Annotated in this window: 20 protein-coding genes; 6 read left to right on the forward strand and 14 right to left on the reverse strand. The window is 61.5% G+C overall.

Annotated elements, in window-relative coordinates; genetic code table 11:
- Positions 1-156: 156 nt before the first annotated feature.
- From ACQZ6J_RS13800 to ACQZ6J_RS13810, 3 genes are all read right to left on the reverse strand, one after another.
- On the reverse strand, positions 157-1,050 hold the full coding sequence (locus ACQZ6J_RS13800; RefSeq protein ID WP_163987012.1) for a LysR family transcriptional regulator: 894 nt from the start codon (positions 1,048-1,050) through the stop codon (positions 157-159).
- Positions 1,051-1,120: 70 nt separating this feature from the next.
- A complete protein-coding gene (locus tag ACQZ6J_RS13805) occupies positions 1,121-1,459 on the reverse strand; it encodes an ArsR/SmtB family transcription factor (RefSeq protein WP_163987013.1) in 339 nt (112 codons plus the stop codon).
- 103 nt (positions 1,460-1,562) lie between these two features.
- On the reverse strand, positions 1,563-2,333 hold the full coding sequence (locus tag ACQZ6J_RS13810) for an SDR family NAD(P)-dependent oxidoreductase (protein WP_449084472.1): 771 nt from the start codon (positions 2,331-2,333) through the stop codon (positions 1,563-1,565).
- A 96-nt stretch (positions 2,334-2,429) separates the two neighbouring features.
- Between ACQZ6J_RS13810 and ACQZ6J_RS13815 the strand changes: the two genes are divergently transcribed.
- The gene (locus ACQZ6J_RS13815; protein ID WP_163987015.1) at positions 2,430-3,203 is read left to right on the forward strand and encodes a DeoR/GlpR family DNA-binding transcription regulator; all 774 of its coding nucleotides are present in this window, start codon (positions 2,430-2,432) and stop codon (positions 3,201-3,203) included.
- A 113-nt stretch (positions 3,204-3,316) separates the two neighbouring features.
- Entirely contained in the window at positions 3,317-4,828 is a 1,512-nt protein-coding gene (glpD, locus tag ACQZ6J_RS13820) for a glycerol-3-phosphate dehydrogenase (RefSeq protein WP_449084473.1), read from the forward strand.
- Between the two features lie 9 nt (positions 4,829-4,837).
- On the opposite strand, the gene soxR is transcribed toward glpD, so the two are convergent.
- Entirely contained in the window at positions 4,838-5,302 is a 465-nt protein-coding gene (gene soxR / locus ACQZ6J_RS13825) for a redox-sensitive transcriptional activator SoxR (RefSeq protein WP_163987017.1), read from the reverse strand.
- A 74-nt stretch (positions 5,303-5,376) separates the two neighbouring features.
- Between soxR and ACQZ6J_RS13830 the strand changes: the two genes are divergently transcribed.
- Together ACQZ6J_RS13830 and ACQZ6J_RS13835 are read left to right on the forward strand one after the other, a co-directional pair.
- Positions 5,377-5,952: an NADPH-dependent FMN reductase gene (locus ACQZ6J_RS13830; protein WP_449084474.1), complete on the forward strand. Its 576-nt coding sequence runs from the start codon at positions 5,377-5,379 to the stop codon at positions 5,950-5,952.
- 192 nt (positions 5,953-6,144) lie between these two features.
- Positions 6,145-7,356, forward strand: coding sequence for an acyltransferase family protein (locus tag ACQZ6J_RS13835; RefSeq protein ID WP_449084475.1), 1,212 nt, complete (start codon positions 6,145-6,147; stop codon positions 7,354-7,356).
- A gap of 140 nt (positions 7,357-7,496) precedes the next feature.
- Here the strand turns inward: ACQZ6J_RS13835 and ACQZ6J_RS13840 are convergent, their stop codons facing one another.
- The 3 genes from ACQZ6J_RS13840 to ACQZ6J_RS13850 all read right to left on the reverse strand — a co-directional run bounded on the left by ACQZ6J_RS13840 (position 7,497) and on the right by ACQZ6J_RS13850 (position 11,327).
- The gene (locus tag ACQZ6J_RS13840; RefSeq protein ID WP_449084476.1) at positions 7,497-8,618 is read right to left on the reverse strand and encodes a mandelate racemase/muconate lactonizing enzyme family protein; all 1,122 of its coding nucleotides are present in this window, start codon (positions 8,616-8,618) and stop codon (positions 7,497-7,499) included.
- 62 nt (positions 8,619-8,680) lie between these two features.
- Positions 8,681-10,180, reverse strand: coding sequence for an aldehyde dehydrogenase (locus ACQZ6J_RS13845; protein ID WP_449084477.1), 1,500 nt, complete (start codon positions 10,178-10,180; stop codon positions 8,681-8,683).
- 1 nt (position 10,181) lies between these two features.
- Entirely contained in the window at positions 10,182-11,327 is a 1,146-nt protein-coding gene (locus ACQZ6J_RS13850) for an iron-containing alcohol dehydrogenase (RefSeq protein WP_449084478.1), read from the reverse strand.
- Positions 11,328-11,443: 116 nt separating this feature from the next.
- On the opposite strand from ACQZ6J_RS13850, the gene ACQZ6J_RS13855 reads away from it, so the two are divergent.
- Entirely contained in the window at positions 11,444-12,346 is a 903-nt protein-coding gene (locus tag ACQZ6J_RS13855; RefSeq protein ID WP_449084479.1) for a LysR substrate-binding domain-containing protein, read from the forward strand.
- Between the two features lie 227 nt (positions 12,347-12,573).
- Entirely contained in the window at positions 12,574-13,140 is a 567-nt protein-coding gene (locus tag ACQZ6J_RS13860; RefSeq protein WP_449084480.1) for a type II secretion system protein GspG, read from the forward strand.
- A gap of 90 nt (positions 13,141-13,230) precedes the next feature.
- On the opposite strand, the gene ACQZ6J_RS13865 is transcribed toward ACQZ6J_RS13860, so the two are convergent.
- From ACQZ6J_RS13865 to ACQZ6J_RS13895, 7 genes are all read right to left on the reverse strand, one after another.
- Positions 13,231-13,638: a F0F1 ATP synthase subunit epsilon gene (locus tag ACQZ6J_RS13865; protein ID WP_163987024.1), complete on the reverse strand. Its 408-nt coding sequence runs from the start codon at positions 13,636-13,638 to the stop codon at positions 13,231-13,233.
- 77 nt (positions 13,639-13,715) lie between these two features.
- Positions 13,716-15,146, reverse strand: coding sequence for a F0F1 ATP synthase subunit beta (atpD, locus tag ACQZ6J_RS13870; RefSeq protein ID WP_163987025.1), 1,431 nt, complete (start codon positions 15,144-15,146; stop codon positions 13,716-13,718).
- Positions 15,147-15,169: 23 nt separating this feature from the next.
- A complete protein-coding gene (locus tag ACQZ6J_RS13875) occupies positions 15,170-16,054 on the reverse strand; it encodes a F0F1 ATP synthase subunit gamma (RefSeq protein ID WP_163987026.1) in 885 nt (294 codons plus the stop codon).
- A 28-nt stretch (positions 16,055-16,082) separates the two neighbouring features.
- Entirely contained in the window at positions 16,083-17,612 is a 1,530-nt protein-coding gene (gene atpA, locus ACQZ6J_RS13880) for a F0F1 ATP synthase subunit alpha (RefSeq protein WP_163987027.1), read from the reverse strand.
- Positions 17,612-18,178, reverse strand: coding sequence for a F0F1 ATP synthase subunit delta (locus tag ACQZ6J_RS13885; RefSeq protein WP_449084481.1), 567 nt, complete (start codon positions 18,176-18,178; stop codon positions 17,612-17,614). The genes atpA and ACQZ6J_RS13885 overlap by 1 nt, the downstream gene beginning before the upstream one ends.
- 262 nt (positions 18,179-18,440) lie before the next feature.
- Positions 18,441-18,824 carry an AGROH133_08824 family phage infection protein gene (locus ACQZ6J_RS13890; RefSeq protein WP_449084482.1) on the reverse strand — a complete coding sequence of 128 codons (384 nt, stop codon included), beginning with the start codon at positions 18,822-18,824 and terminating at the stop codon, positions 18,441-18,443.
- A gap of 110 nt (positions 18,825-18,934) precedes the next feature.
- Entirely contained in the window at positions 18,935-21,166 is a 2,232-nt protein-coding gene (locus ACQZ6J_RS13895; protein ID WP_449084483.1) for a primosomal protein N', read from the reverse strand.
- Positions 21,167-21,565: the final 399 nt, after the last annotated feature.

Here is a 21,565-nt window from a genome sequence, read left to right on the forward strand (position 1 = left end):
CTCCCACGCATAGCTCCGAAAATTGAAGGCGAATCTTCGGAAAGGGCTTATGCGGCATTTCCTTCGTGGCGCGCGATCGACACGCCCGAAGATAAGGTCGCAGGGAGATGATAAAGGATCAATAAGGCAGTCTCGTTGCTTGATAGAAAATTTCTATCAAGCTTCGCTACCTTCCGCGAGCAATCTTGCCTCATGCAACAGGGCGGAAACCAGCGGCGTGAAGGGTTCGCGATGCGTGGCGACCAGGCCGACAAGATGCTCGGCATCAGGTTCCGTGATCGGAATCTTGTGAATATCGACGGGGAAACCGAAGGAATCGGCAATATTCTTCGGCATGATGCTCGCCCAGCGCCCGGTCTGCACATGCGAGAACAGCACGATCATGGAATTGGATTCGAGCGTCGGCTTGGCCGTAACGCCCGCTTCGGCAAGGTGCCGGTTGATGATGCGGCGGTTCTGCATGTCGGCGGTCAATAGACAAAGCCTAAGATCGCCGACCTCTTTCCACGTCACGGTTTTGCGTTCGGCGAACGGGCTGCCCGCCGCCGTGATCAGGTGGTAGCGTTCGGCATAGAGCGGGACGCTGGTGACGCGGCCGAGCGGCTCGTTTTCCAGATAGGTGATGCCGGCATCGATCTCGAGATTTTCGAGCAGGCTCAGAACCTGCAGCGAATTGCGCGACAAGATGGAGAAGGTGACGTCCGGGTGCCTTTCCTGGAAAGGCGTGGTGATTTTCTGCACCATAGCGAGCGCCGTCGGGATGGCCGCGATCCGGATATGACCGGCAAGGCCCTTGCGCGCGGCCCGCATCTCCTCGCGCATGGTGCGGCTGTCGCCGACGATGCGCCGTGCCCATTCCAGCACGCGCTGCCCCTCCGGCGTCAGTCCCTGAAAGCGCGAGCCGCGGCTGACGAGCATCACGCCGAGCTGATCCTCCAATTGCCTGATTGCCGCGGACAAGGTCGGCTGCGTCACGCCGCATTCCTCGGCGGCGCGGCCGAAATGCTTCTGATTCGCCAGCGCGATGAAGAACTCCAGCTTTTCGATCATCACACTCTCCCGCAGCGAAAGAGTTAGACCGCCAGCCCGGTAAGCGCAACATGCAAAGCCGGTTCAAACCTCAACGCTCGCCCTGGCAGAAGGCCTTTTGCAGGGAATCGACGACGGCACAGAGTTCCGACCGCGCGACGGCATAGTGAATGAGCCGGCCCTCGCGGCGCGTATCGACCAGCTTGTCCAGGCGAAGACGGGCCAGATGCTGCGAAACGACAGCCTGCGGCAGGTCGAGAAGCGCCTCGAGCTCCATCACCGTCTTCTCGCGTTTGGCGAGCGTGAACAGGATCGCCAGACGAGTCTCATGGGAGAGCGCTTTCAGCAGCGCGCTCGCCTTTCGCGCCCTTCCCGTCATTTCCTCGATATTATGTTCTGCTGCACCGCCTTGTGGTGGAGACGACGACATATCACAGCCTCTAGTGAGAACTCACCTAGTGGTATGCTTATAATATTGTCGAACCACAAGCTGACTGAAAAAAGACATGTAAAACCAAAAAAGGTCCGTTTTATCAGCAGATAAGCTGTCCGCCGTTGATCTCGATCACCTGGCCGGTGATGTAGCCGGACAGTGTCGGGGCCGCGAGGAAGAGATAGGCCGGCGCGCAATCTTCCGGGGTGCCGAGCCGTTGAAGCGGAATCGACTTGCGCGTTTGCTCCAGCTTTTCCCTGGACGAATAGCGCTCATGGAAATCCGTCGATATCGTGCCCGGCGAGACGCAGTTCACCCGAATGCCATCCGGCGCCAATTCGCGCGCCAGGGCCTTCGAATAGGTCGAGACGAAGGCTTTCGAGGCGGAATAGATCGCAGAACCGGGGCTGCCGCCGGTGAGCGCGGAAATCGAAACCGTGTTGATGATCGCAGCCTCCCCCGCCGCGCGCAGCAAGGGCAGCAGTCCTCTCGTCACTTCCATGACGGAGGTCTGGTTGAGATGCACGATCCTCTCATACTGCTCGTCCGTCAGCTCGCCGGCAGGAAAACGCCCGACCATCGTGCCGGCGTTGTTGACCAATGCGTGGATGCGATCGAAACGCTCGCCGGCCGCGCTGACGAAATCCCGCGTCCCGTTGCCGGCAGCGAAATCGCCGGCAATGAGAAAGGCGCGGCGGTCGGCTTCCGCCTCCATCAGGAAATCGGGCAATTCGCGATCGGCATCGCGGCCGACATGGACGAGGACGTGGGCGCCGCAATCGAGAAACTGCCTCGCGACCTCCAGTCCGATGCCGCGGCCAGCACCGGTGACCACGACATTGCGATTTTCGAATAGCTTCGGATGAAACACCAGGACCTCCTCAACCGCACAATTCGCGCGCCGGTAATTGCGGAATTTTCACTTTATCATATGATGACGAAAAAACGAAAGAAAGGGAGCGAAGCCATGTTCCTATCCGGACGCCAGACCGAGATCCTCGAAATCGCCAAGGCGGAGGGGCGCGTGCTGGTGGAAGAACTGGCGTTGCGCTTCTCCGTCACCCCGCAAACCATCCGCAAGGATCTCAATGATCTCTGCGACGGCCGCGTGCTGTCGCGGGTGCATGGCGGTGCGATCTTTCCGGGCGGAACCGAGAATGTGAAATACGAGGCGCGCCGCTCGATCGCCGCCCTCGAAAAGCAGGCGATCGGCCGCGCCGCCGCCAGCATGATCCCCAACAACAGCTCGCTTTTCATCAATATCGGCACGACGACGGAAGCCGTCGGCGAAGCGTTGCTCGGCCATCACGAGCTGATGGTCATCACCAACAATATCAACGTTGCCAATAAGTTGCGCATTTTTCCATCCATCGAGGTCGTCATTTCCGGCGGTGTCGTGCGCGGCTCGGATGGCGGTATCGTCGGTGAAGCGGCGGTCGATTTCATCAAGCAGTTCAAGGTCGACTATGCTGTCATCGGCGCCTCCGCGATCGATGCCGACGGCGCACTCCTGGACTACGATTTTCGCGAAGTGAAAGTGGCGCAGGCCATTATTGCCAATGCCCGGCACGTCATTCTCGTCGCCGACAGCACCAAGTTCGAACGAACCGCGCCGGTTCGCATCGGCCATCTGTCGCAGGTTCATACCTTCGTCACCGACGTATGCATCATGGAATCCGTGCGCTCCATCGCGGCGGAACATGACGTGCATCTGGTGGAAACCTCCGCCCGACAAGGGTGACTGCTCGCCTTCCGTCAACAAACGTTCGTTTGACATTCGTATCTGTTTCACTTTAGATGGTTTAGTTTCGATTTTCCGCCTTCGTGGAATGGCGAAGCTTTGCGGAGGGACGGGTGAGCGATCAGATCTATGACATTTTCGTTATCGGCGGCGGCATCAACGGCTGCGGGATCGCCCGTGACGCCACGGGGCGCGGCTACAAGGTCGCGCTCGCCGAGATGAACGACTTTGCCTCCGGCACATCCTCCGGCGCCACCAAGCTTATCCATGGCGGCCTGCGCTATCTCGAACATTACGAATTCCGCCTCGTGCGCGAATCGCTGATGGAGCGCGAAGTGCTCTGGGCGATGGCTCCGCACATCATCTGGCCGATGCGCTTCGTCCTTCCCTATCACAAGGGCGGCATCCGCCCGGCCTGGCTGATCCGCCTCGGCCTTTTCCTTTACGATCATCTGGGCGGCCGAAAGCTGCTGCCGCCGACGGCGACGCTCGACATGAAGAGGGATCCCGCCGGCAAGCCGCTGAAGGCACTCTTCACCAAGGCCTTCGAATATTCCGACGGCTGGGTGGACGATGCCCGCATGGTGGTGCTGAACGCGCGCGACGCAGCCGACCGCGGCGCGACGATCATGCCGCGAACGAAGGTGATTTCCGCCCGCCGCGAAGGCGCCCTGTGGGCCATCGAGACGGAAAATACGCTGAGCGGCGAGAAGCGGCAATTCCGCTCGCGTATGCTGGTCAATGCCGCCGGCCCTTGGGTCGATCATGTGCTGTCCGATGCCTTCGGCAAGAACCAGGTGCACAATGTCCGCCTCGTCCAGGGCAGCCACATCATCGTGCGCAAGAAGTTCGACGATCCCCGCGCCTATTTCTTCCAGAACCCGGACAACCGCATCATCTTCGCCATTCCCTACGAGCAGGATTTCACGCTGATCGGCACCACGGATCGCGACTACAGGGACGATCCGAAGGACGTGAAGATCACTGAGGATGAAACCCAATATCTGTGCAACGCCGCCAGCGAATACTTCAAGGAGCCGGTGCGGCCCGAGGATATCGTCTGGACCTATTCCGCCGTTCGCCCCCTTTACGACGATGGGGCTTCCAAGGCGCAGGAGGCAACGCGCGACTACGTGCTGAAGGTCGAAGGCGAAGAGGGCCAGGCGCCGCTACTGAATGTCTTCGGCGGCAAGCTCACCACCTATCGCCGCCTGGGCGAACACGCGCTGGAGAAGATCGGCGAGGCCATAGGCCTGAAAGGCACGCCCTGGACCGCCGGGAGCTCGCTGCCGGGCGGGGACTTTCCGGTGCGCGGCTATGATGCCGAAGTCTCCAAGCTGAAGTCGCGCTATCCCTTCCTGGCCGATCAGCACGCCCGCCGCCTCGTTCGCCGCTATGGAACGCGCGCCGCCCGGATCCTTGGCGATGCCAAGGCGCTGGCCGATCTCGGCCGCTGTTTCGGCAGCGATCTCTATGAAGCGGAAGTGCGCTACCTGATGGAGCAGGAATGGGCCTACAGCGCCGCCGACATCCTCTGGCGCCGCTCCAAGAAGGGCCTTTACCTCTCGAAGGAAGAGGCCTCGGCCCTTGAAAGTTACATGGCCGATAGCCGCGTCCACGCCTGAGCCTTTGGCTCATTCTTCGGGATCGAGCAATCGCGGCCCTGCGCCCTCTTCGGAAAGCCGGTCCCACGGATTTCTCAGCGGACAATTGCCCAGCGACAGGCAGCCGCAGCCTATGCAGCTGTCCAGCTGATCGCGAAGGCCCTGCAGGCGTTCGATCCTGGCATCGAGATCGCTCTTCCACAATGCCGAGAGCCCCTTCCAGTCGGCCGCCGTCGGCGTGCGGCCCTGCGGCAAGGCTTCGAGCGCCGCCTGAACTTCGGCCAGCGGAATGCCGACCCTCTGCGCGACCTTGATGACGGCGACCCGCCGCAGCACTTCGCGGGGATAACGCCGCTGATTGCCGCGGCTGCGGTGGCTCTCGATCAAGCCTTTCGCCTCATAGAAATGCAGCGCCGATACGGCTACCCCGCTGCGGGCCGCCACCTCCCCGACCGTCAGCAGCCGGGAAATTTGAGCAGGACCGATTTTGCCCATATTCTCTATTGACCTCAATCATACTTGAGGTTTTATAACCCCAGCTCCGAAGCGCGTAAAGGCAGGAGCACGACATGACTGAACCAACCCGGCTGGCAATCATCTATGGCAGCACGCGCCCGGGCCGCCTCTGCGACAAGGTGGTCAACTGGGTCGCACGGGAGCTGGCGCATTATCCCCTCATCGACATCGACCTGATCGATCCCCTCGAATTCGATCTGCCATTCCAGCATGACCGCGAGCACGCCGGCGTGACAGCCCTTTCAGAGCGGCTTTCGAACGCCGACGCCTTCATCGTCGTCACGCCGGAATACAATCACAGCTTCACGGCCTCGCTGAAATTTCTGCTCGATCTGGTCTACGAGCCGTGGCACGGCAAGCCGGTCGCTTTCGTCTCTTATGGCGGCATCTCCGGCGGCCTGCGCGCCGTCGAACAATTGCGCCAGGTCTTTGCGGAGCTGCATGCCGTGACCGTGCGCGACACGGTGAGCTTCGCCAATCCCTGGGGCCGGTTCGCCGAGGACGGCTCGCTCGACAATCCGATCGATGCCCGCCAATCGCTGGTCCGCATGATCGCCCGGCTGCAATGGTGGAGCAATGCGTTGAACCCGGCGCGCGCCGTGCGCCCCTATCGCTCCGTCGCCGCCTGATTCGCCTCCAGCAACAATCGAATCCGGTCTTTCGTTTCTGGCAGGTGCGAAAGACCGGCTTGACGCCCGGACCTGGCACCACGGGTCCGGGCGTTTGTTCTCCTCCATAAATCAACCCTGCCGGATGGCCGCGCTTGCCGAAGCCGCTTCGATGACCTAACCCAATAGGGAGGCAGTTTCGACGGTGTTGGAATGGAGAACGACAAGCGTCTGGGAGGAGCGGACTTCATGCGCGCCGTCGCATGTCTGATGGTGCTTGTTCACCATCTCGTGCTCCGGATGAATTTCAACAAGATCCCCCCGGCTTTGGACCTGACCTTCATACTGGCGCGCTTCGGCAATCACGGCGTCTCGGTCTTCTTCGTGCTCAGCGGCTTTCTTCTTTCGCGCCCTTTCTGGCTGGCGCTGGACAGGGACCAGCCGTTGCCATCGCTGAAGATCTACGCCATGCGCCGCGCCGCGCGTATCCTGCCGGGCTTCTGGGTCGCCCTGACGGTCGGCTTCGTGGTCAGCTTCACGGTCTATGGATTTCCGCTCGATGCCGAGCTGATCGGCCGCTACATCGCAGGCTTTTTCCTGATGAGCCAATGGCACTGGCGCACCTTTTTCCCGGTTCAGGGGGATGGCCCCCTATGGTCGATCCCCTTCGAGACGACCTGCTATGTTCTTTTGCCGATCGGCTTTTTGCTGCTGTTTCATGCGAGGCTGAGGTCGCGCCCGGTTCTCGCCAGCCGCCTGCTCTGGATCGGTATCATCGCGGCGGCACTCATAGGCCACTGGCTTGTTGTCACCTACCTGCCGACCGACAGCGTCGGGCGGGGATGGCAATACGGCTTCCAGGGCGGCGCCAAGGAATGGATGCCGCGCTACAATCCCGTCGGCTTCTTCGCGATCTTCGCGATCGGTGCGCTGGCGGCCGGAATCCAGACCGTCATCCCGGCCCGCCGCTCGGCAATCTACGACATCATCGGAGCGCTCGCGATCGTCATGGGCGCATGGCAGCTGCCGCAATCCATCGGCGGCCCGGGAGAAGGCTATGCCTGGCTCGGCATTCCCTATCAATTCCCGCTGTTTCCCCTGGCGGTCGCCATCGCGCTTTGTGCGCTTCCGCAATCGGTGCTGCTGGCAAAGCTGCTCGACAACCGCTTCAGCCGCTATGTCGCCACCGTCTCCTTCGGCGTCTATATCTGGCAGGATATCGTGCTGACACTGATGCAGCAGCTCTTTCCCTGGACCTTCGGCACCGGCTCGGATGACGTGCTTGGCGGCTGGATCACATCAAGCCTCATAGCAATCGCCATCATCTTCGCCATCGGCACGCTGAGCTATGTCCTGCTCGAACGTCCCATGATCCATTGGGCCCGCAATCGGGAAAATACGGCAACACGACCCGCTACCGCGTAACGGGCCGACAAGAGATAGGGCGCAGGCTGCAGCTTCCCTAGAGCTTTTCCGCTTTTCTTCGAATCGCAAAAAACGCTCTATCCTTTTGTTTTTACGCAATTCCGGACGGAAAACCGCTATGCACTTTTCCTGGAATTGCTCTAGATGCGCGTCGCCTTCAGTCGCTCTTCATCGAGAACGATGCCGAGCCCCGGCGCGGTGCCGAGATCCAGCCAGCCGGCATCGTGCTTGAGCGGCGACGCCATCGGATAGTCGCGGCGCGCTTCGCTCCACTCCGGATTGTCGTAAGGGTATTCGAGCCAAGCGGCATCGCCGACGCCGGCGGTCAGATGCGCGTTGGCCAGCACGCCGATGCCGTTCGTCCAGGAATGCGGCGTGAACTGCACGCCGGCTTCGCGAGCCTGATAGACCAGACGCCGGCAGCCGGTGATGCCGCCGACCAGCGCGACGTCGGGCTGCACGACATCGAAGGCGCGCTCTTCGATGATATCGCGGAACTCGTAGAGTTCGCGGGTCATCTCGCCGCCGGCGATCCGCACCGAGGTTGCCTGCTTCAGTTCCTTCATGCCCTTGCGGTCGGAACGGTAAAGCGGCTCTTCCATCCAGTACACACCGAGCCGCTCCAGCTCCCTGGCAACGGCCAGCGCATCCTTGAAGGTCCAGGGCAAGGTCGTATCCCAGGGCATGCGCCAACCCTGATTGCAGTCGACCATCAGCTCCAGCCGGTCGCCGACGCGGGCGCGGATCGCTTCCAGCGCCTTGACGTCCTCGCGCCAGCCGCCGCGGCCGCCCGAAGACGAGGAGAAGCGCACCTTCATGGCCGGGAAACCTTCGTCGATATAACGCTCGGCCTGAGCGGCCATGGCGGACGGCTCGCGCAGCACACCGGAAGAGGCATAGAGCCGCACGCGGCTGGCGCGACCGCCGAGCATCCGCCAGACCGGCTCGCCGGTGATCTTGCCGGAGAGATCCCACAGCGCCAGGTCCATCGGCCAGCAGCGGCCATAGTGGAAGTTGATATGCGACAGGACTTCATAGTGCCGTTCGACGTGCCGCGGGTCCTGCCCGATGAACAGATCCTCGTGCCCCTCAAAACCCTTCATGAGATCGCCGGAGCCGATGCCTTCGCGGCCCTCGTCATCCCTGACGCGGACGATGGTCGCATCGAAATGCCGGCGCGGGCGGCCGTCCCAGCTTGCCTTGAACGCCGGATCGAGCGGCAGGCGGTGATGGGTGATTTCGATGGAAACGATCTTGCTCATGCTGGCTCCCCTTTATCCTCCGGGCACGATCCTTCGAAAAGGATCATGCCGACTTCAATCTCTCAACCGAACTGCTGCCAGATCGTCTTGTAGTCGCAATATTTGTCGATCGCGTGCACCGAACGGTCGCGGCCGAAACCGGACTGCTTGAAGCCGCCGAACGGCGTGGCGAAGTTCGACATGTCATAGGTGTTGATCCACACCGTACCCGCATGGATCTCTTCCGAAAAGCGGTGAGCACGATCCATGTCCCTGGTGAAGACGGCGCCCGCAAGCCCATAGATCGTGTCGTTGGCGATCTTGAGCGCTTCCTCCTCCGTGTCGAAGGGAATGGCAGCGAGAACCGGGCCGAAGATTTCCTGCCGTGCCAGGCTCATGTCGTTGGTCATGTCGACGAAGACGCCCGGCGACACATAGTAGCCGCCGGTCTCGCTCAAGACGCGCTCGGCGCCGAAAGCACGGCGCGCGCCTTCCTTCTCGCCGGCCGCGATCATCGCCAGCACCTTGTTCATGTGCTCTTCCTCGATCAGGGCGCCGATCTGCGCCGAGGGATCGAGCGGATGCTTGAGCGCGATATCGGAACGGGTCACCGCTTCGATCTTCTCGATCAGCCTGTCCTGCACCGAGCGCTGCACGATGAGCCGCGTCGAGGCATGGCAGGTCTCGCCGGAATTGTAGAAGCAGCCCCAGGCAGCGGCCACGGCGGCGGCATCGAGATCGGCATCTTCGAACACGACCAGCGGCGACTTGCCGCCAAGCTCCAGCGCCACGCGCTTGACATTCGACTGCGCCGCATAGCCCATGATCAACTTGCCGACTTCGGTCGAGCCGGTAAAGGCGATCATGTCGACATCCATGTGCAAGGCCAGCGGCTTGCCGGTTTCCTCGCCATAACCCGTGACGACGTTGAAGACGCCGGCAGGCAGGCCCGCTTCGAAGCCGAGTTCAGCCAGGCGGATCGCCGAGAGCGAGGATTGCTCGGCCGGCTTCAGCACGACGGAATTCCCGGCAGCGATAGACGGCCCGAGCTTCCACGCGTCGATAATCATCGGGTAGTTCCAGGGCGTGATGGCGCCGACGACGCCGAGCGGCACCTTGCGCACCAGCGCGCGGGCATTCGGGCCGGTCGGCGCGATCTCGTCATACATCTTGTCGATCATCTCGCCGTAGAACTGGATGCCGTCGGCGCAAAGGCGCACATCGACACCAAGCGACGCCATGACCGGCTTGCCGACGTCGATGGTTTCGAGCATGGCAAGCTCGTCGCCATGGGCACGGATCAGCTCCGCCCATTTCAGCATGATCCTCTTCTTTTCCAGCGGCTCCTTCCTGCGCCAGACACCGCTCTCGAAGGCGGCGCGAGCGGAGGCGACGGCAGCATCGATATCGGCGGCATTGCCGCGCGCCAGCTCAGCGCCGGGCTTGCCATCCATCGGGCGGATGCGGGTGAAAGTCTCGCCGGAGGAAGCGGCGCGATGGGCACCGTTTATGAAGTGGCGCCCCTCAGGCTTGAGATTGGAGAGAACGCCTTCCCAATAGTCGCGCGTGTATTCCTTGGTCATCTCAGATTCCTTTCGGCAGCGCCATGACGGCGGCGGCAAAGCGGTCGATATCGGCATCCGTCACGTCGCGGACCGTTGAGCGCCGCATGGGCTGGTTTTCGGTCGCACGCATCTCGCGGGCGAGATCGGCGGCATCGAACGGCTTGAAGGCAGCTGGCAGCGAGCGCGTGATGCCGCACCGATCCATCCAGCCGGAGACGAAAGCGGGGAGATCAGCGGCACTGGCGACACCGCATGCCTTGGCCGCTGCATTCAGCTCAGCGGTATCCGCTTCAACGAGCCACGGGAGCGTCGCCTCAAAACCGAGAGCCGTCGCAAGCCCATGATGAACCGGGCCAAGGCCCGCCAGCGCATGGCTGATATTGTGGGCGATCGCCGTGCCGCAATTGTCGATGGCGATGCCGGCAAAGCAGGAGCCGAGCAGCACATCGCCGCGCGCAGCCATATCGTCGGGCTGCTTGACGGCGGTTTCCAGAGCGCCGGTGATCAGCCGCAGCGCCTGATGCGCATAGAACTGAGCGCCGCGATGGGTGTTGCGGTTGGTTGCCGCTTCGAAGGCATGGATGAAGGCATCGAGGCCGCACCATGCCGTCAGATTGGCGGGCAAGGTCTTCGTCAGCGCCGGATCGAGAATGACGAGATCGGCCTTCGTCTCCGGTCCCCAGATCCAGAGCTTCTTGCCTTCGGGGCCGGCAAAGATATTCGTGGCCGAGGTCTCCGATCCCGTGCCGGCCGTCGTGGGCACCATGATCTTCTTCAGCGGATTCTTCGGCAGCGGGTTGGCGGCAAGCGCATAGTGCATCGGGTCCTCGCCGGAGGCGATGCAGCAGGCGACGATCTTGCCGATATCCAGCGCCGAGCCGCCGCCGATGCCGATCACCATATCCGCGCCCTGCCCTGTCGCGATCGCGGCATGAAGATGCGCAAGCTTCGGCTCGCCGGCAAAATCGGAAAAGACCTGCGTCTTGACGCCCGCTTCGGCAAGCTCGGCACTGACCTTGGCAGCCAGGCCCGATTGCGCCAGGAAGGCGTCGATCACGAGCAGAACGGCGCCGACGCCATCGAAGGATTTGACCGCAGCGGGAAGGCCGGAGAGCACACCCTCACCGAAACGGATGTCAGGAATGGCGGAAATGGAAAAGGACACGAGGGATCCCCTTGGGAAACGACTGATATGATGCCTGCGATCCTGCATCACAATTTCAGATCTTCAAATCCGGGCAATTATCGGGAATATTGATGATCTGAAGTCATGGAGAGCCGATGCTAGAAAAAATACCGCTGGAGGCCTTCCGCGTTTTCGACGCGGCGGCGCGTGCCATGAACTTTTCCCGGGCCGGCCGCGAGCTGAACATCACCCAGGCTGCCGTCAGCCGCCGCATCAAGGGGCTTGAGGATCACCTCGGCGCGACGCTGTTTACGCGGCGCGGCCGAAATCTCGCGCTGACGCCGGATGGCGAGCGGCTGTTCCAGCGCGTGCGCGCGACGCTCGAATATCTCGAGGAAAGCCTGGAGCCGTTTCGCGCCGGTACGGGCGAAATCATCTCGATTGCGGCAAGCGGCTCGATCTCGCATCTCTGGCTCGGCCAGCGGCTCCGGGATTTCGGCAAGGAGAGCCCCGGCATTTCCGTGCGCCTGCTGACGACGGACGTTCACTCCGAGCTTGCCTCGGAGAACAACGATCTCATCATCATCTATTCGACGGGCGAACATCCGCGCTGGAGCCTGACGCCGCTAATGAAGGAGGTATTGGTGCCCATCGCATCGCCGGATTACCTAGCGGTCCGTGGCCTCGACCCCAAGACCCTGACGGCAGTCGATATCGCCGGTCTCGATCTCATCGACTATGAGCGCGCCAACGCCCACTGGATCAGCTTCCGTCAATGGTTCGGCCGCATCGGCGATCCCCTGAAAGGCAAGCCGCCAAGGCCGCGCCTTTCCTTTTCCACCTACATCATGGCGGTGGAAGCGGCGTTGAGGGGCGAAGGCATCGCGCTCGGCAGTCTCGGCCTCATCGAAGAGTACCTGCAATCCCACGCACTCGTCACCGTCGGCAGTGACAGCGTCGAGAGTGGCTTCGGATACTATCTCGGCGCACCGCGTTTTCGCTCGCTCTCACCCGAGGCAGGGCAGCTGCACCGCTTTCTGCTAGGCGAAAATCGCTAAACCAATAGCTGCCAACGAACTGAAGTTGCAACGTCACATCCATGCCGACTTGCATTCACCTCAAAACGCCATTCATTCACCTCCTAGGTATATTGCAAGCAATCTGGTTCGCGCCCATACAATTCATATTGGGCTTTACTCCGACACAGCAAGCGAGCCTTTATTCCCCCATTTGGGTTCGCAAGCGGTGCGGTATTATTATTGTTGCCCTGGCGCGAGGACATTCCATGACAGACAATCAGCCGCGGCTTGGTGCGGCGCCTTATGTCATTGCCGGATTTTCATTCTTTCCCCTGCTTGGCGTTCCTTTTGGGATCACAGCTATTCTTTGGGGATTGCTGACTAGGAAGAAAGGTGGGCGACTCTTAGCGATACTCGGTACGTGCGGAATCTTCGTTACGATCGTCCTTTATGGCGGTCTCTATTATAAGGGATTCGTCGAACGCGGCGGTATCGCCGATGATCTTAAAACACGGCTCGCGTCACAGACACTTTATACCCTGGTTCCGGCCATAGAATTATACCGGTTACAGCACGGAAGCTATCCGGCTTCCTTGGACGAACTGCAAAAAGCGGCGGGAAAGAACAATGTAATTTTCGTGGGCGACCCGTTCCAATCCAGCGCGCTGCCAGGTCAGAACTTCTTCTATTATCAACGCGTAGGCACCGATCACTACTACCTTCGCAGCGTCGGTCCCGACGGCATCCCGTTCACGACCGATGATATTGTACCTGATGTTTCGAATCCTTCCGGCAACTTAGGATTGCTAACCGTTAAAGCGCAGTCGTCATGATGGCTGCGCAGCAGCTCAACGAAAGGTACGTAAAAACAAAAAAGCGGCCCATAGGACCGCTTTCATCTCATTCACAACTCGGAGATCGCATCAATCCTGAACGATCGAGCCGCGCAGATGCGAGAGTTCCATGATGAAATGCTCTAGGCGCGACTTGTGCTCGTGATGCTCGGCATCCTCAAGCTCGGTCTTGGCGGCATTGATGCGGCGGTCCAGCTCGTCGCGGCTCATGTCTTCCACCGGAACGGCGGATTCGGCGAGCAACGTGCAGCCGGTCGGCAGGATATCGGCAAAGCCGCCGAAAACGACGTAGTCCTGCTTCTTGCCCGAAGCCGAATGCACCTTGACGACGCCCGGCTTGATCGTGGTCATGGTCGGCGCATGATGCGCCATGACGGTCATCTCGCCTTCGGTGGCAGGAATGACGACATCGATGACCTGTTCCGACAGCAGCAGGCGCTCCGGAGAAACCAGTTCGAAATTGAAATTGTCAGCCATGGCCCGTCACTTCTCGATTGTCTTATTCGCAAGGCAAGGGCGCGCGGGCAATGCCGCGCGCCGATGGATTGGCCTGATTAGGCAGCCAGCTTCTTGGCCTTTTCGATCGCTTCTTCGATCGAGCCGACCATGTAGAAGGCAGCTTCCGGCAGATGATCGTATTCGCCGTTGACGAGGCCCTTGAAGCCCTTGATCGTGTCTTCGAGCGCAACGAGCTTGCCCGGCGAGCCGGTGAAGACTTCGGCGACGAAGAACGGCTGCGACAGGAAGCGCTCGATCTTGCGGGCGCGGGCAACAGCCAGCTTGTCGTCTTCGGAGAGTTCGTCCATGCCCAGGATGGCGATGATGTCCTGCAGGGCCTTGTAGCGCTGCAGCGTCGACTGAACCTTACGGGCGATTTCGTAGTGCTCTTCGCCGACGACCATCGGGTCGAGCATGCGCGAGGTGGAGTCGAGCGGATCGACGGCCGGGTAGATGCCCTTTTCAGCGATCGAGCGCGACAGAACCGTCGTTGCGTCCAGGTGGGCGAACGAGGTTGCCGGTGCCGGGTCGGTCAAGTCGTCGGCCGGAACGTAGATGGCCTGAACCGAGGTGATCGAGCCCGTCGTCGTCGTGGTGATGCGTTCCTGCATCTGGCCCATGTCGGTGGCGAGCGTCGGCTGATAGCCCACGGCCGAAGGAATACGGCCGAGCAGAGCCGACACTTCCGAACCTGCCTGCGTGAAGCGGAAGATGTTGTCGACGAAAAACAGAACGTCCTGGCCTTCATCGCGGAAGTTTTCGGCAACCGTCAGACCGGTCAGAGCGACGCGAGCGCGGGCGCCCGGCGGTTCGTTCATCTGGCCGTAAACCAGCGCAGCCTTGGAGCCTTCGCCGCCGCCGTGCTTGTTGACGCCCGATTCGATCATTTCGTGGTAAAGGTCGTTGCCTTCGCGGGTACGTTCACCCACGCCTGCGAAGACCGAATAACCACCGTGCGCCTTGGCGACGTTGTTGATCAGTTCCATGATGAGAACGGTCTTGCCAACGCCGGCGCCGCCGAACAGGCCGATCTTGCCGCCCTTTGCGTAAGGAGCGAGCAGGTCGACGACCTTGATGCCGGTGACGAGGATCTGCGCTTCCGTGGACTGCTCGACGTAGGACGGAGCATCCTGGTGGATGGCGCGCTTCTTGGCAGTGTTCAGCGGACCCGCTTCGTCGACCGGCTCGCCGATGACGTTCATGATGCGGCCCAGCGTCTCATGTCCGACCGGAACCGAGATCGGTGCGCCGGTGTCGCTGACCTTTTGTCCACGAACCAGACCTTCGGTCGAGTCCATGGCGATCGTGCGGACGGAATTTTCGCCGAGGTGCTGTGCGACTTCGAGAACCAGACGATTGCCGTTGTTGTCGGTTTCAAGCGCATTCAGGATCGCCGGGAGTTCGCCTTCGAAAGCAACGTCCACAACGGCGCCGATAACCTGCGTAACCTTACCGACAGAACCTGCGGGGGTAGCTGCGTCAGCCATATTCTTACCCTCTTTTCCTAACCTCAGAGCGCTTCCGCGCCCGAAATGATTTCAATCAATTCCTTGGTGATCTGTGCCTGGCGCTGGCGGTTGTAGCTCAGCGTCAGCTTGTTGATCATCTCACCAGCGTTGCGCGTCGCATTGTCCATCGCGCTCATCTTGGCGCCCATCTCGCCGGCGACGTTTTCGAGCAACGCGCGGAAGATCTGGACGGAGATGTTGCGCGGGATCAGGTCCGCGAGGATCGCAGCCGCATCCGGCTCGTATTCGTAGACGGCGCCCTTGTGGGCCGCATCTTCTTCGACAGCGGCGGGAGCCGAAGCCGGAATGAGCTGCTGTGCCGTCGGCACCTGGCTGATCACCGACTTGAATTCGGAGTAGAACAGCGTGCAGACGTCGAACTCGCCGGCCTCGAACATATCGATGATGCGCTTGCCGATGGCGTCGGCATTGTCGAAGCCGATGCGCTTGACGTCGCGCAGTTCCTTGCGCTCTACGATCAGCGATGCGTATTCACGGCGCAGCACGTCATAGCCCTTCTTGCCGACGGTGAAGATCTTCACTGTCTTGCCTTCGGCCTGAAGCTTGCGGACGTGATCGCGGGCGAAACGCGAAATCTGCGAGTTGAAACCGCCGCAAAGGCCACGCTCGGCCGTGCAGACGACGAGCAGATGGACATCGCTCTTGCCGGTTCCGGTCATCAGCAGCGGAGCGCCGTCGGCATCGCTGACGGCAGCCGAGATGTTGGCCAGAACAGCGGCCATGCGCTGCGAATAAGGCCGGGCGGCCTCGGCCGCCTCCTGCGCACGCCGAAGCTTCGCCGCGGCGACCATTTTCATCGCCTTGGTGATCTTCTGCGTCGCCTTGACGGAGGCGATCCGGTTTTTCAGATCCTTGAGTGAAGGCATCCTTGGTCCGTCCTAGAGCTTAGCCCGATTACGTGAAAGACTTGACGAAGCTGTCGAGAGCAGCGGTGAGCTTGCCCTTCGTCGCATCGCTGATAGCCTTTTCGGTGCGGATGGTGTCGAGGATTTCCTTGCCTTCCGAACGGAGGTAGGACAGGAAGCCTTGCTCGAACTTGCCGACCTGCGCGACAGGCAGCTTGTCGAGGTAGCCGTTGACGCCGGCGAAGATCACCGCGACCTGCTCTTCCGTCTTCAGCGGCGAGAACTGCGGCTGCTTCAGGAGTTCCGTCAGGCGCGAACCGCGGTTCAGCAGGCGCTGCGTTGCGGCATCGAGGTCGGAACCGAACTGGGCGAAGGCGGCCATTTCGCGATACTGGGCGAGCTCGCCCTTGATCGAACCGGCAACCTGCTTCATCGCCTTGATCTGAGCGGACGAACCGACGCGCGAAACCGACAGACCGACGTTAACGGCCGGACGGATACCCTGATAGAACAGGTCGGTTTCGAGGAAGATCTGGCCGTCGGTGATCGAGATCACGTTGGTCGGAATGAAGGCGGAAACGTCGTTGCCCTGGGTTTCGATAACAGGCAGAGCGGTCAGCGAGCCGGCGCCCTTCTCGTCGTTCATCTTGGCAGCGCGCTCGAGGAGACGCGAATGCAGATAGAAAACGTCGCCCGGGTAAGCTTCGCGGCCCGGCGGGCGGCGCAGCAGCAGCGACATCTGGCGGTAGGAAACGGCCTGCTTGGAAAGGTCGTCGTAACCGATCAGGGCATGCATGGCGTTGTCGCGGAAGTATTCGCCCATGGCGCAACCGGCGAACGGAGCCAGGAACTGCATCGGAGCCGGGTCGGAGGCCGTAGCAGCAACGATGATCGAGTACTTCAGCGCGCCGCGCTCTTCGAGCACCTTGACGAACTGTGCGACGGTCGAACGCTTCTGGCCGACGGCGACGTAGACGCAGTACAGCTTTTCACTGTCCGGACCGGCATCGTGGATGGCCTTCTGGTTCAGGATCGTGTCGAGAATGATGGCGGTCTTGCCGGTCTGACGGTCACCGATGACGAGCTCGCGCTGGCCGCGGCCGACCGGGATCAGGGCGTCGATGGCCTTGAGGCCGGTCGACATCGGCTCATGAACCGACTTGCGCGGAATGATGCCCGGAGCCTTGACGTCGACGCGCGAACGGCGGGTCGCATTGATCGGGCCCTTGCCGTCGATCGGGTTGCCGAGCGCGTCGACAACGCGGCCGAGCAGTTCCGGACCGACCGGAACGTCGACGATCGCGCCGGTACGCTTGACGGTGTCGCCTTCCTTGATGTCGCGGTCGGAGCCGAAGATAACCACACCGACGTTGTCGGCTTCAAGGTTCAGCGCCATACCACGGATGCCGCCCGGGAATTCGACCATTTCGCCGGCCTGGACGTTGTCCAGACCGTAGACACGGGCGATACCGTCACCGACGGAGAGAACCTGGCCGACTTCGGAGACTTCAGCTTCCTTGCCGAAGTTTTTGATCTGATCTTTCAGAATTGCGGAAATTTCCGCGGCGCGGATATCCATCAGCCGACCTCTTTCAATGCAAGCTTAAGGGTGGAGAGTTTGGTGCGAAGGGACGTATCGATCTGGCGCGAGCCGACCTTGACGATCAGACCACCGAGAATCGACGGATCGACCGTGACTGATATCGCCACGTCCTTGCCGGTGACGCCCTTCAGCGCCGCCTTCAATTCATCTTCCTGCGCAGGGGTAAGCGCATGGGCCGAGGTTACCTCGGCGGAAATCTCGCCGCGATGCTTCGCAGCGATGATGCGGAAAGCCTTGATCATGCCCGGCAGCGCAAAAAGGCGCCGGTTGCTGGCCACAAGCTTCAGAAAATTGGTGACATAGGCACCAAAGCCAGCCTTCGCTGCCAGCGCCTGTATGGCACGGACCTGCTCTTCAGCCGAAAAGACCGGGCTGAGGACGAAGCGCTTCAGATCTTCGCTTTCGTCGAACATGGCTTGGAACCGATCGAGATCGGCGGTCACTGCCGGCACGGCGCTTTCTTCAAGAGCCAATTCGAACAGCGACGAGGCATATCGTTCTGCAACGCCAGAAACATGCTGGGATGTGTCTGCCACGGGCACAAAATTCCCTGATTTCAACCCAAGAACCGGGCTTCCGGGTGACGGAAGCCATATGCCCTTGAATTCGTTTTGATTTCCCCCAGAAATCAGCAGGAGCGCGCTCCTGCCTCATCCGAAATTCGGGGTTCGTCTAACATAGGATATTGAGACTCGCAACACGCGTATTCGATGAATACGCCATTCGGGCGAATTTATGATGTCAAAATTCAAAAAGCATGGGGATAGCACAGGTAAAAAAGGCCTGGCCGAAGCTGTTTTCGGCTCAAATATAGCCAAGCCCGTAGAGAAACGGTAGCGCAGCCAGAATCGCCTGCACAACCAGAAGGAGAAGACTCAAGAGGATACTGCCACGATCGGACATGAGCGACAGGATGCGGCCGAAAGCCGCGACGCCGAAGGACGCGCCGAGCGCGAGATAGATCATCGGCTGCGCCAGCAGGATCGCCACCAGCCCGAAACCGACCATGAAGCCGCCGGCCGAACGAGCCTCGGCATAGGCTTCGGAACGTCCCTCTTTCACCTGCAGCTTGAGGAAGCGATAGGCGTAGCCCGGCGCGAACATGAGAAAGAGACCGATGATCGCGGTGACCACCGCCGAGCAATAGGCAAGCTGTTCGCCGAATTCGGTCGGAAAATAAAGCTCCATCGGTCGCCCTCAAAATCAGCCCGCGCGCAAATCGCGCCATTGAAACGGCCGACTTATGGCATGATCCGCGCCGCAAGGGGAAGGCACAGCCAAAATATCTGCCACGTCAATCACAGAAAGCTTTGCGGATCGATATCGAGCTGCACCTGTACCGAGCCGCGTTCTTTCGGCGATTGCGCCAACAGGGCGCGCAGGAAGCCCTGCATGTCGGAATTGCGCCGGCCGTGGACCAGCAGGCGGAAGCGATGCCGCCCGCGCACCAGCGCGATCGGCGCTTCGGCCGGGCCGAGCACCGAAATGCCCGAGACCTGCGGGGCCGCATTGCGCATGCCGCGAGCGTGGGCCTCCGCGTCCTGCCGGGTATCGGCCGATACGATGATCGAGGCGAGACGGCCGAAGGGCGGCAGGATGGCCCTTTCACGCTCGGAAATCTCGCGCTCGTAAAAGGCACCGGCATCGCCTGAGACGATCGCCTGCATCACGGGATGCTGCGGCTGGTAGGTCTGCAGCAATCCATGGCTCTTGAGGCCGGTTCGCCCGGCGCGTCCCGTCACCTGCGACAGCAGCTGAAACGTCCGCTCGGCGGCGCGCGGATCGCCATTCGCCAGGCCGAGATCGGCATCGACGATACCGACCAGCGTCATCAGCGGAAAATTGTGTCCCTTGGCGACGAGCTGCGTGCCGATGACGATGTCAGCCTCGCCGTTGGCGATCGCGTCGAGCTCCAGCCTCAGCCGCTTGACGCCGCCCATGATGTCGGACGAGAGCACGATCGTCCGCGCGTCGGGGAAATGCCGCTCCACCTCCTCGGCGATGCGCTCGACGCCCGGCCCGCAGGCGACGAGATGATCGAGCGTGCCGCATTCGGGGCAGGCCTCGGGGGTACGCTCGGCATAGCCGCATTGATGGCACTGGATCTGGCCGCGAAAGCGGTGCTCCACCAGCCAGCTCGAGCATTGCGGGCACTGGAACCGGTGGCCGCAGACCCGGCAGAGCGTCAGCGGCGCATAGCCGCGCCTGTTGAGGAACAGCAGCGCCTGCTCGCCCTTGGCAACCGTCTTGCCGATCGCGCGGATCATGACCGGCGAAAGAAAGCCGCCACGCTCCGGCGCGTGTCTGCGCATGTCGATCAGATGCAGGTCCGGAAGCGCCGCATCGCCGTAGCGCGTCGGCAGGTGGATCGTGGTGTAGCGCCCGCTCTGGCCGTTGACCTGGCTCTCGACCGACGGCGTGGCCGAAACGAGTACGACCGGGAAATCGCCGATGCGCCCGCGAACCACGGCCATGTCGCGCGCATTGTAGTAGACGCGATCCTCCTGCTTGTAGGCGGGATCGTGTTCTTCGTCGACGATGATCAGGCCGAGATCCTCGAAGGGCAGGAAGAGCGCTGAGCGCGCACCGGCCACGACCCGCACGTCGCCCGTCACGGCCTGCCGCCAGACCTTTTCACGCATGCGCGGCGCAAGATCGGAATGCCATTCCGCCGGCTTGGCGCCGAAGCGATCCTGAAAACGTTCGAGGAAGCTTGCCGTCAGCGCGATTTCCGGCAACAGGATCAGCACCTGCTTGCCGCGTCTCAGCGTTTCGGCGATAGCCTCGAAATAGACCTCCGTCTTGCCGGAGCCGGTGACGCCGTCGATCAGCGACACCGCGAATTCGCCCTTGCGCACGTCAGCCAGGATCTCGTCGGCCGCATCCTTCTGCGGCCCCTGCAGCCGCGAGGGGATGAATTCGGGATCGGGCCTGGCGACGACGGGCGGGGGCGGCAGAAAGATGGTCTCGAAAATGCCCTGCGCGATCAGCCCGTCAATGACGCTGGTGGAAACGCCGGCCGCATGCGCGAGCCCGGTACGCGTCCACGACAATCCGTCGGCGGCAATCTCCATCACCTTGGCGCGTGCCGGCGTCAGCCGCTCCGGCTGGCCGCCGACGAAGCGCAGGCCCTCGACCATCGGTTCAGGATCGAAGGCGGCCGGCGCCCTGAGCGCCATGCGCGCCACCAGCCCGGGCGGCGACAGCGTGTAAGTGGCGACCCAATCGATGAAATCGCGCATATGCTTGCCGAGCGGCGGGCAGTCGAACACATGGCTGATGGGCCGAAGCTTCTTCGGGTCGACCCCGCCGTCGTCATCGCCGTCCCAGACGACGCCGATGACCTGCCTTGGCCCGAGCGGCACCTGCACGACCGAGCCCGGCTCCACCGCCATGCCCTCCGGCACGGCATAGGAATAGGCTCTCGGCGCCGGCATCGGCACGAGAACGGGAACCGTACGGCTCATCACAGGCTTTGCGGGCGCCGCCTCGAAAAGCGCACCGAACAGATCGGAAGAATCTCTACTCATTGCGCCAGACCATGCCCCGGACGGGCACAAAAGAAAACCGGCTTTTGGCGCAGCATTGCCCTGCCTGCAAATCAAAATCTACCGATAACGTGTGAACAGCGCGCCGCGCGCCATGAACTTAGCCGTTTGAAAATCTCTCGCTTACCAAGTGAAACGAGGCCCGAAAGAACCATAGGAACCCGGTGCCGACCCGGTTGGATCCAGCTGATTATCCCGTTGGACCCTGTCTTCCCACCGCCGGCGCTCGGCCGCTTTCTCCTTGGCGGATTCTGTGGATTTGCTGGCGGCTGTCGAACGCGATTGATCGCCAGCTCCGCCGACCGTCGAGCAGGACACAAAGAAGATAGCAGGAAAAACAATCAGTGTGCCTAACGCAACTGCCCTCTTGAGCCCGTAGTA

The organism is Rhizobium sp. A37_96 (assembly GCF_053521765.1).